At 70.2% G+C, this 13,978-nt stretch carries 11 protein-coding genes and 1 tRNA gene; 5 read left to right on the top strand and 7 right to left on the bottom strand.

The features are described from left to right. Nucleotides 1-201 precede the first annotated feature (201 nt). From Q8X39_RS00005 to Q8X39_RS00015, 3 genes are all read left to right on the top strand, one after another. A complete protein-coding gene (locus Q8X39_RS00005) occupies nucleotides 202-612 on the top strand; it encodes a PRC-barrel domain-containing protein (protein ID WP_305747577.1) in 411 nt (136 codons plus the stop codon). 128 nt (nucleotides 613-740) lie between these two features. Next, complete coding sequence (locus Q8X39_RS00010; RefSeq protein ID WP_305747578.1) at nucleotides 741-983, top strand: hypothetical protein; 243 nt, start codon at nucleotides 741-743, stop codon at nucleotides 981-983. A gap of 154 nt (nucleotides 984-1,137) precedes the next feature. Then, nucleotides 1,138-1,683: a hypothetical protein gene (locus Q8X39_RS00015; RefSeq protein ID WP_305747579.1), complete on the top strand. Its 546-nt coding sequence runs from the start codon at nucleotides 1,138-1,140 to the stop codon at nucleotides 1,681-1,683. A 46-nt stretch (nucleotides 1,684-1,729) separates the two neighbouring features. On the opposite strand, the gene Q8X39_RS00020 is transcribed toward Q8X39_RS00015, so the two are convergent. Then, entirely contained in the window at nucleotides 1,730-2,284 is a 555-nt protein-coding gene (locus tag Q8X39_RS00020) for a hypothetical protein (protein ID WP_305747580.1), read from the bottom strand. Between the two features lie 310 nt (nucleotides 2,285-2,594). Here Q8X39_RS00020 and Q8X39_RS00025 point away from each other — a divergent pair, with 310 nt between their 5' ends. Continuing rightward, nucleotides 2,595-3,668, top strand: a complete 1,074-nt coding sequence (locus Q8X39_RS00025) for an NAD(P)-dependent alcohol dehydrogenase (protein ID WP_305747581.1) — start codon at nucleotides 2,595-2,597, stop codon at nucleotides 3,666-3,668. A 117-nt stretch (nucleotides 3,669-3,785) separates the two neighbouring features. On the opposite strand, the gene Q8X39_RS00030 is transcribed toward Q8X39_RS00025, so the two are convergent. From Q8X39_RS00030 to Q8X39_RS00040, 3 genes are all read right to left on the bottom strand, one after another. After that, nucleotides 3,786-4,646: a peptidoglycan recognition protein family protein gene (locus Q8X39_RS00030; RefSeq protein ID WP_305747582.1), complete on the bottom strand. Its 861-nt coding sequence runs from the start codon at nucleotides 4,644-4,646 to the stop codon at nucleotides 3,786-3,788. 12 nt (nucleotides 4,647-4,658) lie between these two features. Continuing rightward, a complete protein-coding gene (locus tag Q8X39_RS00035; protein ID WP_305747583.1) occupies nucleotides 4,659-5,819 on the bottom strand; it encodes a hypothetical protein in 1,161 nt (386 codons plus the stop codon). 126 nt (nucleotides 5,820-5,945) lie between these two features. Beyond that, nucleotides 5,946-8,459 carry a chemotaxis protein CheB gene (locus Q8X39_RS00040; protein WP_305747584.1) on the bottom strand — a complete coding sequence of 838 codons (2,514 nt, stop codon included), beginning with the start codon at nucleotides 8,457-8,459 and terminating at the stop codon, nucleotides 5,946-5,948. A gap of 117 nt (nucleotides 8,460-8,576) precedes the next feature. Here Q8X39_RS00040 and Q8X39_RS00045 point away from each other — a divergent pair, with 117 nt between their 5' ends. After that, on the top strand, nucleotides 8,577-10,436 hold the full coding sequence (locus Q8X39_RS00045) for a putative bifunctional diguanylate cyclase/phosphodiesterase (RefSeq protein ID WP_305747585.1): 1,860 nt from the start codon (nucleotides 8,577-8,579) through the stop codon (nucleotides 10,434-10,436). Nucleotides 10,437-10,654: 218 nt separating this feature from the next. Here Q8X39_RS00045 and Q8X39_RS00050 read toward each other — a convergent pair. The 3 genes from Q8X39_RS00050 to Q8X39_RS00060 all read right to left on the bottom strand — a co-directional run bounded on the left by Q8X39_RS00050 (nucleotide 10,655) and on the right by Q8X39_RS00060 (nucleotide 13,975). Continuing rightward, nucleotides 10,655-10,730 (bottom strand) — tRNA-Asn (locus tag Q8X39_RS00050). Between the two features lie 87 nt (nucleotides 10,731-10,817). After that, a complete protein-coding gene (locus Q8X39_RS00055) occupies nucleotides 10,818-13,148 on the bottom strand; it encodes a sensor histidine kinase (RefSeq protein WP_305747586.1) in 2,331 nt (776 codons plus the stop codon). Beyond that, nucleotides 13,145-13,975, bottom strand: a complete 831-nt coding sequence (locus Q8X39_RS00060) for an ABC transporter substrate-binding protein (RefSeq protein ID WP_407067940.1) — start codon at nucleotides 13,973-13,975, stop codon at nucleotides 13,145-13,147. Before Q8X39_RS00060 ends, Q8X39_RS00055 begins: the two co-directional genes overlap by 4 nt. Between the last annotated feature and the right edge of the window lie 3 nt (nucleotides 13,976-13,978).

A 13,978-nucleotide genomic window follows, 5' to 3' on the forward strand; every position in this document is an offset into this window, starting at 1 on the left:
AACAACTGGCCCAGAGGCCGCTCGGGATGCCCGAGCCGGTCCGAGGCTTAAAGATACAAGGCCAACGGCCCGGTGCGGTGCCGCACGCAAGTCCACCCCGGCGGCGGCGGCCGACAGGCGATGGCGGCGCCGTCCTACAGCCGCGCGGCGGTACTCGGCCTACCTTGGACGTCCCTGTTTCACCTCACCGAAAGGAACACGATGTCCATCGAATCCTCCCTGCGCGACAAGCTCGGCATGTACGCCCCCGACGACAACCGCGAGAGCCACTCGCTCATGGGCGCCGACACCCTGATCGGCAACGACGTGCGCAGTCCCCAGGGCGAGGCCCTGGGCGAGATCCGCGAGCTGATGATCGACGTGGCCTCCGGCCAGGTCGCCTACGCGGTGCTGTCCTTCGGCGGCCTGATGGGCATGGGCGAGAAGCTCTTCGCCGTGCCCTGGTCCGCGCTGACGCTGGACCGCAGCCACCAGCGCTTCCTGCTCAACGTGTCCAAGGACCGCCTCAAGGAAGCGCCCGGCTTCGACAAGAAGCATTGGCCGGCCATGGCCGATGCCAGCTGGTCACGCGGCGTGCATGCCTTCTACGGCACGACCCATCGCGCGAGCTGAGGCGGCCGGTGATCCCACTGCCTGAACTCGCACCCCGGCGCGGCATCGCCGCGCTGTTCCTGCCCGGCTTCGCCCCTGGCGCCGGGCCCTCCCACGACGCGGTCCTCGCGGCCGCCGAAGGAAACGACATGAACGAAGACTCCCCCACCGACAACCACACACCGGCACGCCCAGCGAACTCGCCGAGCAAGGCCGCGCCCGATTCGTCGGCCGACCGCAACCGCGTGAAGATGCCGGGCAAGGAGGCGGACAAGTCACATGACAAGCCGCACGACAAGCCGCATGACAAGGCGGCCGACAAGTCGCCGTCGCAGGAGCGGCCGGCCGCCAGCGGCACGCCGCAGCATCGCCCGGCGGTCCCGAACCGCTGAAGCCCCGGCCGGATCGAGCCGATCGACCGGTCCTGCAGCCGCCTGCGTCTCGCGATGCAGGCGGCTGCGGCACGTCGGGGCCACCCGCACGAAGGTTCGACGGCGCACAGACGCCCCGCGTCCGCTGGCGCACAGTGGCTGCAGGAGGTCTCCCATGCCGATCACCCTTGCCCATGCCGATGCGGACCATTTGCGACGGCTCTCGCGCGCCGGAGCGGGCGACAGCTGGCGTGTCCACGCCGCGCCGGTGCCCGACCACAACGTCGAGTTCAAGTCGCTGCAGGACGCCTACCGCAGCCGCGGCGGCATCGCCCGCGGCGAGGCCCTGGCTCAGCGCATGAGCCTGACGGGCACGGGCGGCTACGTCGACCTGGCGCGCCGGCTGGTCGCGCGCGAGGTCTTCAGCTTCCAGTGGCAGGAAGACTTCTGGCTGCCGATGTTCCAGTTCGATCCGGTCCTGTTGCAGCCCCGTGCGCCGACCGCGCAGGTGCTGGCCGCGCTGGGCGCGTCCCACGATGCCGCCGACCCGGCGCACCGGCTCGACGGCTGGGCGCTGGCGCGCTGGTTCGTCACGCCGCTGGCCGCGCTGGACGGCGCCACGCCGCTGGCACGGATCGACGTCGACCTGGGCGCCGTGCTCGCGGTGGCGACCGACGGGTCCCATGCCATGCCCACGAACGCGCGGGGCCGCTCGTCCTGAGCGGCCCCGCGCAGGTCCGGCAGGCTGCTGCCTGCCGGGCCGGACATCACTTGCCGTGGCGTTGCCGGGCAGCGGTGATGCAGGTTTCCTTGGCCTCGCCGGCCAGCGCATCGCACTTCTCGAGGGCCAGCTTGTAGCTGGCCGCGCCGACTTCCTGGGCCGAGTCCTCGCGGGCCTCGCCGACGGCCTTGACCATGCGCGCATCGGCCAGGGCCTTGGTCTCGACGGTCTTGGCCTCTTGCACGCAGATGGCCTTGCCGTTGCCGCTGAGGTCGTCGCACTTCTCGCGCGAGATCGCGTAGGCGGTCTCGGCGCGCACCACGCGCAGCCGCACGTCGTCTTCGGACTTGCCGCTGCGGCCCAGCTCCAGTTCGGCCAGCGCGACCTTCTCGCGGCCCTTGGCCTGCTCGACGCAGATGTCGCCGGCATTGCCCGACATCGCCTTGCAGTGCTGGCGGTCGGTCTTGTATTCGCTGGCGATGCGGGTCTTGCCGTCCTTGTAGTCGGCCGGGCTCATCACCGCGGCCTGGGCTGCGGTGATGGCCAGGATGGACAGGGCTGCGGCCAGCAGCGGGGATCGGGCGTTCGGGGTGTGGGTCATGGAAGTCCTGAGGTGATCCGATGGAAGAACCGGACGGGAGGTCCGGCGCGTGCTGCGGACCTTAGGGGCCGACCCGATCGGTGTCGGTTCGCGAGCGCACGCTGCCCAGCACGGGGTCCCAGGAGCCGCTGGCCACGCCGTCGATCGCCCGGCCGGTCCGTGCGCCGGAGCACCGACCGCGACGTCGTCCCGGCTGACCATCGCGCCTGCCGCCGTTGATCCGGCGCAAGGGTCGGCCGCTGCGCATGGCAGCGCCAGGTCGACCGCCATAGACTCGTTTTTCCCTTCCACGACGTCGAGGAGCCTGACCATGGCGATGATGAAAGCGGCTGTCTTTGTCGAACCCGGGCGCATCGTGCTCGAGGACAAGAAGATCCCGGATGTCGGGCCCCTTGATGCCCTGATCAAGGTGACCACGACAACGATCTGCGGGACCGATGTCCACATCCTGAAGGGCGAGTACCCGGTCGCGCGCGGCCTGACGGTCGGCCATGAGCCGGTCGGCATCATCGAAAAGCTCGGCTCGTCGGTGCAGGGCTACGAGGAGGGCCAGCGCGTCATCGCCGGGGCCATCACGCCCAGCGGCTGGAGCAACGCCTGCCAGTGCGGCTACGGCTCGCAGGACGGCGCCGGCACGCGACACGGCTGGAAGCCGCTCGGCGGCTGGCGCTTCGGCAACACCATCGACGGCTGCCAGGCCGAGTACGTGCTCGTGCCCGACGCCATGACCAACCTCGCGCCGGTGCCCGACGGGCTGAGCGACGAGCAGGTGCTGATGTGCCCCGACATCATGTCCACCGGCCTGGCCGGCGCCGAGCGGGCCAACATCCGCATCGGCGACACGGTGGCGGTCTTCGCGCAGGGCCCGATCGGGCTGTGCGCGACGGCCGGCGCCAAGCTCAGCGGCGCGACCACGGTGATCGGCGTGGACCGTCTCGCCAACCGGCTCGAGGTCGCGCGCCGCATGGGCGCCGACTGGGTCGTCGACAGCAGCCGGGTCGATCCGGTCGAGGACATCATGCGCATCACCGACGGCCGCGGCGTGGACGTCGCCATCGAGGCGCTGGGCACGCAAGCCACCTTCGAGGCCTGCCTGCGCGTGCTGCGCCCGGGCGGAACCTTGTCGAGCCTGGGCGTCTACTCGTCCGACCTGATGCTGCCGCTGGGCGCCTTCGCAGCCGGTCTTGGCGATCACCAGATCGTCACCAGCCTGTGCCCCGGCGGCAAGGAACGCATGCGCCGGCTCATGTCGGTGATCCGCTCCGGCCGCGTCGACCTGGGCCCGATGGTGACCCACCGCTACAAGCTCGACGACATCGAGCAGGCCTACGAACTCTTCAGCCACCAGCGCGACGGCGTGCTGAAGGTGGCGATCACGCCCTGATCGGTCCGGCCGCGCGGCTGGAGGGCGGCGGCTGCGATCCTGGGCCGGGATCTGGCACCGGAGCCTTGCGCCAAGACATCAAGCCAAGACATCAGGCCGAGACATCACGCCAAGTCATCACCCGACAGCGCCCGCCCGCTCCCGCGCTGGCAAGGCCAGCGACGGCGAGGCATCGAGCATGGCCCAGCTGCGCGGGCCGACGATGCCGTCCGGCACGAGGCCACGGTCACGCTGCCACTGCCGCACGGCGGCCTCGGTGCGCGGGCCGAAGTCGCCGTCCGCGACCAGGCCCAGCCTGGACTGCAGGTCTTTGATGGCATGGGGCTGCCTCGGGCCGGGCTCGTCCTTCATGCCGCGTCGCAGGGTCCGGCGGCCCAGGCCGATGCCGGGTCCTTCCTGGGCGGGTACGAGGGCAGCAACCGTCTCGGCATCGCGGCGGTTCATGCAGGCCGCAACGTCCTCGCGGAGGTGGTCCATGTCGATCAGCGGATCGGGCTTGCGGCCTGCGGGCAGCGCGTATTCCTTGTGGCCGACCAGCCATTCCGGACCCTGTCCCAGGTGCTGCAGCAGGGTGGCCGCGGCTCGCACGAGGGCGTCGCGCTGCACCGCGGGCCAGGGCAGGTCGGCCGGCGTGCCGGTGTTCTCGACCTCGATGCCGATGAAGCTCGCATTGCCCGACTCGACCCCACGCCAGCTGCCCTTGCCGGCATGGTTGGCACGGCCGGCACCGACGAGGTAGCAGGTGCCGTCGCGGCCCAGGCCCAGTTGCGCCAGCGGGCCGGGGAGGTCGCTGCGACCCTTGACGAGCGTGTGCAGGCTGGGCATGTTGCCGGCGCGGGGTCCGGCCGTGTGGTGGACCATCACGCCGCGCACGAAGCCCATCTCGCCACGGCCGTGGCTCTCCCAGCCCGGCACATCCGCCACCTTCAGGCCGGCATCGAGCAGGCGGGCCTTCATCCACGTGAGCGCAAACGTCATGTCGGACTCCCTTCAGGCCGGACCCTGGCCCGAGTGGGCGCGGGTCGATGGCGTGGTGGCGGTCATGGTGGTGGTGGCGGTGCTGGCCGTGTTGGCCGTGTTGGCGGTGGTGGCCGACCCTGCAGGCCAGGTCGCCACGCCGCCGGCAGCGGCCGGCAACTGGTCATCGGCCGTGGCTTCGAGGATCTCGACATCGCAGGCATCGACGTCGTCGGCATGCCGGTGGTCAGGCGATGCATCCGCTGCGGTGCGGGCCGACGGGGCGGCGGTGGCTGGAGAGGCCACGGGTGAGGGCGCCGGCGAGGGCGCAGGTGATGGCGTTGGCGTTGGCGAGGGCGAGGGCGAGGGCGAGGGCGAGGGCGAGGGCGAGGGCGAGGGCGAGGGCGAGCCCCGTGATGCCGCATTGCCACCGGTCGGCGACTCGGCGCCACCGCGGGCCGCGAAGTAGTAGCTCGTCACCGAGGTCATCAGGGTGCCCACCAGGATGAGCAGCTGCTTGGCGAGGTCGGTCGATTCCGGCGATGGCGCAGACCGGATGTAGACCACGTAGCGGCGGCGCTCCGGCGGGCAGTCGCTTGCGGCAGCGGACGTCGACACCGAGCCGGACGCGGCAGAGGCGGACGCTGCCGAGGCGGGTACGGCCGCAGCTGATGCGGCTGTGGATGCCGCCGAGGATGCCGCCGTGGGTGCCGCCGTGGATGCCACCGTGGATGCCACCGAGGGGGCGCACAGGTCGTCCACCACACGATCGACGCGTGCCCCGGCCGAGGCCAGCAGCGTGTCGCGCTGGGCCTGCGTCAGGGCGTCGACCCGGTAGGTGCCGGCGCCCTGCGACAGGCTGAGGTAGAGCGTGATGCTGATGATGGCGAAGAGCACGATCAGCGACAGCGCGATCGCCGCCCGCATCGACCCTTGCGGCAGCGCCAGGGGCTGCTCGTTGTCGGCCAGGCCGAGCTGCTTGAACAGCATCGCCACCAGCGACAGTGTGCCCAGCAGGATCATGATGCCGAGGATGGCCAGCACCGGCAGGCCCACGGTCCTGGCACCGTCGAACCAGTTCACGCCGAAGATGATGGCGAGCACCGGCAGCAGCACCAGCACGGTCCCGACGCCAGCGGCGCCACCACCGAGGATGTCCTTCCAGTCGATCGGCTGTTTGCTGGATTCGCTCACGGTCTGGCTCCCTCGTCCGTTCTCGACGATGCCGATTGTTCCGAGGCGAACGGGGCGGTTCATCCCTTGACTTGACGATGAAGGCTCGCGCCGGCCGTGGCGGTGGCGCGGCGGTCCCGGACCCGATCAGCCGCTGCGCAACCGGGCTTCCAGCTCCTTGGCGGTGGTGATGTCGATCAGGGTGATGACGACGCCCTGGATCATGTTGGCCAGGGTGCGGTAGGGCTTGATGCGCACCTGGTACCACTGGCCGTTCTGGGTGGTCACCTGCTTCTCGACGAAGTTGAGGCTGCGCAGGACCTCGCGCGCATCGTCTTCGAGCTGCGGGTAGACCAGCGTGGTGGCCAGGTCCGTCAGCGGGCGGCCGATGTCGCCGGGGCGCAGGTGGATGAGGCGGGTGACCTGCTCGGTGTAGCGGCGCACGTTGAGCGCGCCGTCCAGGAAGAGCGTGGCGATGTCGGTGCTGTTGAGCAGGTTCTGCATGTCGCTCTGGGCCAGGGCCAGGTCGTCGAGCTTGGACTGCAGCTCGCTGTTGAGCGTCTGCAGCTCCTCGTTCATCGACTGCGCCTCCTCCTTGGAGGTGGTCAACTCCTCGTTGGCCGATTGCAGCTCCTCGTTGGTGGCCTGCAGTTCCTCGTTGGTGGCTTGCAGTTCCTCGCCCGAGGCCACCATCTCCTGGCGCAGCGCGCGCACCTCGTCCTGCAAGCGGGCCAGCTCGGCAGCGCCGGCGTCATCGGGCTGTGCGCCGGTGCTGCGCCGGCGCTTGCGCGCCATGGGCTGGTCCTGGAAGATCACCAAGGCCAGTGGCTGGGCGATCGAGGCATCCTTCACGCGCTTGATGTTCAGGACCACCAGCTCCCGGTCGTCCTCCCGCAGGCGCAAGGCTGGCGTGGTCAACGGCAGGCCGTCGAGGAACACCTGACGCAGCGCGGCGGCGAGCTGGGCGCGCAGGCCCGGGCGGGCCATCACGTGCAGGTTCCAGTTGGCCTTGCCCGAGGCAGGCTCCAGGTAGCGGCCGGTGCTGCCGCTGATGTAGAGGATGTCGCCCTGGGCATTGACCAGCACGGCGGGTGGCGAGAACTCGTCGATCAGCAGCTGGCTGACGAGCGGCTGCAAGGGGGTGTCCAGGGCGGGGTTGGTCAGGTGCATGGTCAGGTGGGCTGCGTCAGATGGGGTTCTCTTGGGCATCGGAAACTCCATGGCCGATCCCGGCACCGGCCGCGCGCTGCGCCAGAACAGCCGCGAACGGGCGCTGGCGGGCTCGAACAGGCCCCGGGCGCTGCCCACGGTCTCGGAGCTGCCCAGCAGCAGCGCGCCACCTGGGCGCAGGCTGTAGGCAAACAGGGGCAGCAGGCGGCGCTGCAGCCGGGCGTCGAAGTAGATCAGCAGGTTGCGGCAACTCAGCAGGTCCAGCCGTGTGAAGGGCGGATCCAGGATCACGTCGTGCTGGGCAAACAGCACCATCTCGCGGATGGACTTCTCGACGACGACCGCGTCGCCCTCGGATCGGAAGAAGCGCGCGCGCCGCTCGGGTGACAGCTCGGCCACGGCGGCGGCCGGGTAGCGGCCCCGGCGGGCCATGGCGATGGCCTCGGCGTTGACGTCGCTGGCGAAGATCTGCAGGGCCCGGGCCTGGCCGCCGGACGGCGCGACCGCCGTTTCGCTGAAGGCCATGGCCAGGCTGTAGGCCTCTTCGCCGGTCGAGCAACCCGCCACCCAGGCGCGCATCGGGCCCGCGGTGGCGGGTTGGGCCAGCAGCAACGGCAGGACCATGTCCTGAAGTTCCTGCCACACCGCCGGGTCGCGAAAGAAGCTGGTCACGCCGATCAGCATCTCCTGGAACAGCAGCGACAGCTCCTGCGGGTTGTGGCGCACGAACTCGGCATAGGCGGGCAGGCCGGGCAGGCCGTGCACGGCCATGCGCCGCGCCACGCGGCGGTTGAGGGTGCTGAACTTGTACTGGCTCAGGTCGCGCCCGCATTGCTGGCGCAGCAGGGCGATCACCTCGTCGAGCGCGGCCGCGTCGCGCAAGCCCGGTTCTCCGCTGGGCGGCGTTGCCTGAAGCTCCAGCAAGCGCAGTCCCATCGCCTCGGGCGGGCAGACGATGTCGGCCGCTCCGGCCGTGATGGCACTGCGCGGCATGGCATCGAAGGCCGCCGACTCCGGCTCCTGCACCAGGGTCAGGCCGCCCTGCATCTTGATGGCCTGGAGGCCCAGCGTGCCGTCGCTGCCCATGCCCGACAGCACGATGCCCGCCGCGCGCTCGCCCAGATCGCGGGCCAGCGAAGCCAGCAGGATGTCGATGCCCAGGCCCAGCCCGCGCGGCTGGCTGGGCAGCGCCAGCTTGAGCACGCCCTGGGCCAGGGTCAGTTCGCGGTTGGGCGGCACCACGTAGACCCCATCGGGCTGCACCGGCATGTCCTGCACGGCTTCGCGCACCGGCATCGGCGTGGCGGCCTGCAGCAGCTCCACCAGCATCGCCTCGTGGCTGGGGTCCAGGTGCTGGACGATCACGAAGGCCAGGCCCGACCTGGGCGGTACGCCTTGCAGCAAGGCCTTGAGCGCGACCAGGCCGCCCGCCGAGGCACCCACGCCCACTACCCGCAGGCTCGGGTGACGACGTGCAGCTTTGATGTCCATGATCAATTGTGCGTGCTGGGCCGCATCGCCAAAGGCAGGTGCATCTGGCAGACTCGATCAACACGTATCACTCGGAGATCTCGCAGGCATGCGCGGCGATCTGGTCAAGGGCAGGACATGAAGGCGTTCAGCGCCACGGTGCTGCGCAGCCGGGCCGAGCGCCAGGTGGTCGCGCGACCCCGGCAGGCCCTCGCACACGTCGATGCGCTGGCCTTGCTGCACGAACTGGACGTGCACCAGATCGAGCTGGAGCTGCAGAACGAGGCGCTCTCCGACGCCCAGGGTGAGTTGCAGCTGGCTGCGGCCGTGTTCATGCACAGTGCCGAAGGGCTGTTCGTCTGCGACCGCAGCGGCCTGATCGTGGACCTCAACCCCGCCTTCTCCCGCATCACCGGGCTGGCCCGCGAGGCCGTGCTGGGGCGGGCCCCGGAAAGTCTGGCGGCACTGGGCGTCACCGGAAGCGCGTTCGCGCCATGCCTTGAAGAGGCCCATCGGATGGGCCACTGGCGCGGTGAGGTGAGTGGCCTCAAGGCCGATGGCCAACCGCACACGCTGATGCTCTCGCTCGCGGTGGTGCGCGACCCGGCCGGCCAGATCCAGCATTGCGTCGGCGCCTTCTCCGACATCAGCCACCTGCGCACCCATGCGGCCGAGCTGCACCGCATGGCCCATTACGACGAACTCACCGGCTTGCCCAACCGCCGCCTGTTCGCCGACCGGCTGGGCCAGGCCATGGCACGCGCCCGCCGCGAAGGGCATGCGCTGGCGGTCTGCTACCTCGATCTGGACGGCTTCAAGGACATCAACGACCAGTACGGTCACGCGCTGGGCGACCAGGCCCTGATCGGGGTCACCGGCCACCTCAGCACCGTGCTGCGCGCCGAAGACACGCTGGCGCGCCTGGGCGGCGACGAGTTCGTGCTGCTGCTCGACCTGGACAGTCCGCACGCCTGCGATGCCGCGCTCGCCCGCGTGCTGGCCCACGCGGCGCTGCCGGTGCGGATCGGCGAGCACACGGTCAGCCTGTCGGCCAGCGTGGGCGTGACCCTGTTCCCGAACGACGACGCCGACGCCGATACCCTCCTGCGCCACGCCGACCAGGCCATGTACTTGGCCAAGGAGCAGGGCAAGAACCGGGCGTTGCGCTTTGACGTGCAGCTCGCGCGCAGCCAGCAGATCCAGCGCGAGCAACTGGCGCGGCTGCGGCTGGCTCTGGAACAGGACGAGTTCCGGCTGCACTTCCAGCCCAAGATCGATCTCGCCGACGGCTGCGTGGTCGGCGTGGAGGCGCTGCTGCGCTGGCAGCACCCGCAGCTGGGCCTGCAGCCACCGCTGTCCTTCCTGGCCTACCTGCAACAGAGCGAGCTGGATCACCAGCTGGGCGAGTGGGTGCTGGAGCAGACGCTCTGCCAGATCGAGCGCTGGCGTGCGCAGGGCCTGAGCCTGGTGGCCAGCGTCAACATCAGCCCGGACCACCTGCTGCGGCCCGATTTCGCGGCCAGCCTGCAGGCCCTGCTGGCGGCGCACCCGCAGGTGCCTGCGGGTCTGCTGGAGCTGGAGATCCTGGAGTCCGCCACGGTGACCGACCTGGGCCGGGCCGCCGCCACCGTGAGCCGCTGCCGCGCATGGGGGGTCAAGGTGTCGCTTGACGACTTCGGCACCGGTTACTCGTCGCTGGCCCTGCTTCGCCACCTGCCGGTGGACGGGCTCAAGATCGACCAGACCTTCGTGCGCGACCTGCGCACCGACTGCAACGACCACGCCCTGGTGAACGCCGTGATCGCGCTGGGCACGGCTTTCGGCTGCGAGGTCACCGCCGAGGGCGTCGAAAGCCTGGACGATGCCGCCGAACTGCACCGCATGGGCTGCGGCTTCGCGCAGGGCTACGGCATGGCCCGGCCGATGCCGGCCGATGAGCTCGAAGGCTGGCTCGCCGCCTGGCGCGCCAGGCCGGCCTGGCCCGGTCCGGCCGTCTGACGATGGGTGGTGCCACGCCACCACGCGTGGTGTGGCCATGCGGCGTCGATGTGATCGCCACCTGATCGGTTCCTGATCGGTTCCAACCAGACGGGCACCCTTCGGCAAGCTCCAGCACCCCATCAACACGGGTCCGCACGGGTCCGCACGGGCCAACACCGGTCCGCCCCAGAAAGCCAAAAGGCCCTGCATCGCGAAATGCAGGGCCTTGCTTTGTTTGGCTCCCCGACCTGGGCTCGAACCAGGGACCTACGGATTAACAGTCCGGCGCTCTACCGACTGAGCTATCGGGGATCAGCTGTTCGCTGAAGCTGAAATTCTATACCAACAAAATCCAGGAACGCAAGGGGGTCGAAAAAACGTGTTCGCGGAGACGCTGGATCAGGCGGTGAAGGGGTGCTGGCGGGCGGTGGCGGGGCCTGGGGAGGCCGTGTCGGAGATGCCGCCCGGCAGGTGCAGGTGGAAGGCGACGCCGGCCTCGGGCAGGTTCTCGCTCCAGAGGCTGCCGCCATGGGCCTGCATGATCTTGCTGGCGATGGCCAGGCTCAGGCCGAAGCTGCCGGTCTCGTCGCGGTTGCGCAGGCCGTGGAAGAAGGCCTCGAACAGGTAGGCCTGTTCGTGGTCGGGCACGCCGGGGCCGGCGTCCTTGATGGTCCAGTGCAGGCGGTCGTCGGGGCCGCGGTCGAGGCCGATGTCGACGGCGCTGCCGGGCGGCGCGAAGCGCAGGGCGTTGTCGAGCACGTTGCGCAGCGCCTGGTGCAGGCGCATGCGGTCGGCCCAGGCAGCGTGTTCGTGGACGGCCGCTCGGCTGGTGCCCGAATGGGGCGCATCGGCCGCATCTGTCGCATCGGCCATGTCGGCCACGTTGGCCACATTGGCCACATCGGTCGGCGCGAGCAATCCGAAGGTCCGCAAGCTGACCTTGGCGCTGCTGGCGCGTGGCTGCAACTCGGCCAGGACCTCGCGGGTCAGCGAGACCACGTCGGTGACGTCGCGGTGCATGTTGCCGACGGTGCTCTCGAGCTTGGACATGTCGAGCAGGTCGTTGACCATGACCAGCATGCGCTTGCCGGTGCGGTGGATGTCATCGAACATCTCGCGCAGCAGCGGCTGTTCGCCGCTGTGCCACTTGCCCAGCTCGGCGAAGCCCAGCACCGATTGCAGCGGGGTGCGCAGGCCGTGGCTCATGTTGGCGATGAACTCGTTCTTGCTCTCGCTGGCCTGCTGGGCGCGCTGCATGGCCTCGCGGGTGTGGCGCTCGGCCTCGCGCAGTTCGGTGACGTCGGTGATGCTGCCGATGACCGCGTTGGGCCGGCCGTCCTCGCGCAACACGGCGACCTTGCTGACCAGTGCCTCGCGCAGCCGGCCATCGGCACCGGGCAGGTCGTCGAGGTAGTGGCTGCGGCCACGTCCCTTCCAGACCGCGTTGTCGTGCAGCGGGTGGTAGGCCAGTTGCTGCAGGTGCGCGGCCAGTGGCAGGCCGGTGCCGAGCAGCTGTTCGCGCTGCACGCCGAGGAAATCCTCGAAGGCATGGTTGACCATGGCGTAGTGGCCGAGTGCGTCGAGCACGAACATCGGCGCCGGCGCGGCCTCGATGACGCCGCGCAGCGAACGCTCCTTCTCCTCCAGGCCGGCCTTGGCACTGGCGAGTTCGATCTCGAGCTGCTCGTGGGTGCGCAGCGAACGCCAGGCCAGCGCGGTCGCCCCGGCGATCAGCAACGCCAGCATCAGGCTGGCGGCCAGCAGCCAGCCGACGTCGTCGCGCCATTGCGAGACCACCGCGGCCATGGGCTGTTCGACCAGCAGCAGCCAGGGATGGTCACGCAGGCTGCGGTAGGCGGAGATCGCGTCCGTGCCGTCCAGGCCGGGACCGCCGAAGGTGCCGTGCTCGGCCTGGCTGACGAGCTCCTGCATCGCCGGGCTGAAGCGCACGGTGGCGCCGGGCGAGACATGGGCGTTGTCGGTCACCGCCATGACCATGCCCTGGACGCTGACCAGGACGACCCGCATCGCGCTGTGCTGCAGCGCCAGCTCGTAGGTGTTGGCGAGGAAATCGGTGTTGAGGGCCGCCACGAGGTTGAGATGCTCGCCGTCGGCGCTGTTCGAGCCATGCACCAGCGTCGACAGACCGACCTGCTCGCCGGCGCTGCCGACCACGGACTTCGCCACAGACGAGGCGCCCGCTTCGGGCGACGCCGGCGTGACCATCGCGGGCACCAGGTCACGACCGGGCAGCCACGGCCCGATGCGGTACTGGCCGCTGCCGCGCGGCCGCTGCAACCGGCCCAGGTCGATCTGCGCGTTGCGGTTCTCGGCCACCGAGCTGGCGCGCACGCGACCGCTGTCGTCGACGATCGACAGGCTGCGGATCAGCGGTGAGGTCCGCGCGGCGGTGACCAGGTCGCGGTCGATCTCCGACAGCTGGACACTGCGCAGCTGGCGGGTGCGCAGGTCGATGTTGTCGAGCACCAGCTTGACGGTGTCGAGGTGGCGCGAGCTGAGGTCCTCGAGCGTGCGCGCGACCAGCTCGGCGTTGGCTCGCTCGGTGTCCAGGCTGTGCTGGCGATGCGTGATGGCCAGCGCGCTGGCGAAGGCCAGCAGCACGGCCAGCAGGGTCAGGCCGATCCAGGGCAGGTAGGCACTGGAGGCGCGGCGGAAGGATCCGGAGGCGTCCGCCGGCACCGGTCCGGTCGGCGAGGCTGCTCGAATCATGGCTTGGCGACGATCTCGGACAGGCCGTGACGGCGCGCGGTGACGGCCAGCCGGCCGTCCTTGCGGATGCGGTCGACGAAGGCGTTGATGCGCTGCAGCCAGGCGTCGTCGCCCGGCTTGACGGCATAGGCGTACGGCACGACGTTGAACGGTTGCGGCGGCGCGATCACGTGGGTCCACTCCTGTCGCTGCACGGTGCGGCTGTAAGGGTAGTCGGTCATGAAGACGTCGACACGTCCGGACTCGAGTTCTCGCTCACGCGTGGCCGGCGGCTCGATCACCACCAGCGTGGCCCGCTGCAGCGAGCGCGCCATCACCGGCTGCATGAAGGTGCCGGCCATGACGGCCACCCGCACGCCCGGCTGGTCGATGTCCTCCCAGCGCCGCACGATGCGGTTGCCGCGCGTGGTGACGGCGTAGATGTCGCTCGACAGGTAGGGCTGGCTGAAGCTCAGGTAGGCGCTGCGCTGCGGCAGCACGCCGATGGCGAACATGGCGACGTCGCAGCGGTCGCCGAGCAGGTCGGGGATCAGGGACTGGAACGACGAATCGACGTGGCGCAGCGCCACACCCAGGTCGTGCGCCAGCTCGATCGACAGGTCGATGTCCAGGCCGATCAGGTGGTCGGTCTTCGGGTGGCGGTAGCTGATGCCCTGGTAGTCGGGCCAGATGCAGACCAGCAGCTCGCCGCGCTGCTTGACGCGGTCGGCGACCTCGCCGGCAACGGCGGGGAGGGTCGACAGGCTGGCCAGCAGTGACCCGGCAAGACGCCAGGCGGCCTGCAGGCGGATCGGGGCGGGTGCGGTGCTCGGCGAGGGCATGGGCATCGA

The organism is Leptothrix discophora (genome assembly GCF_030705305.1).
GTDB classification, from domain to species: domain Bacteria; phylum Pseudomonadota; class Gammaproteobacteria; order Burkholderiales; family Burkholderiaceae_C; genus Sphaerotilus; species Sphaerotilus discophorus.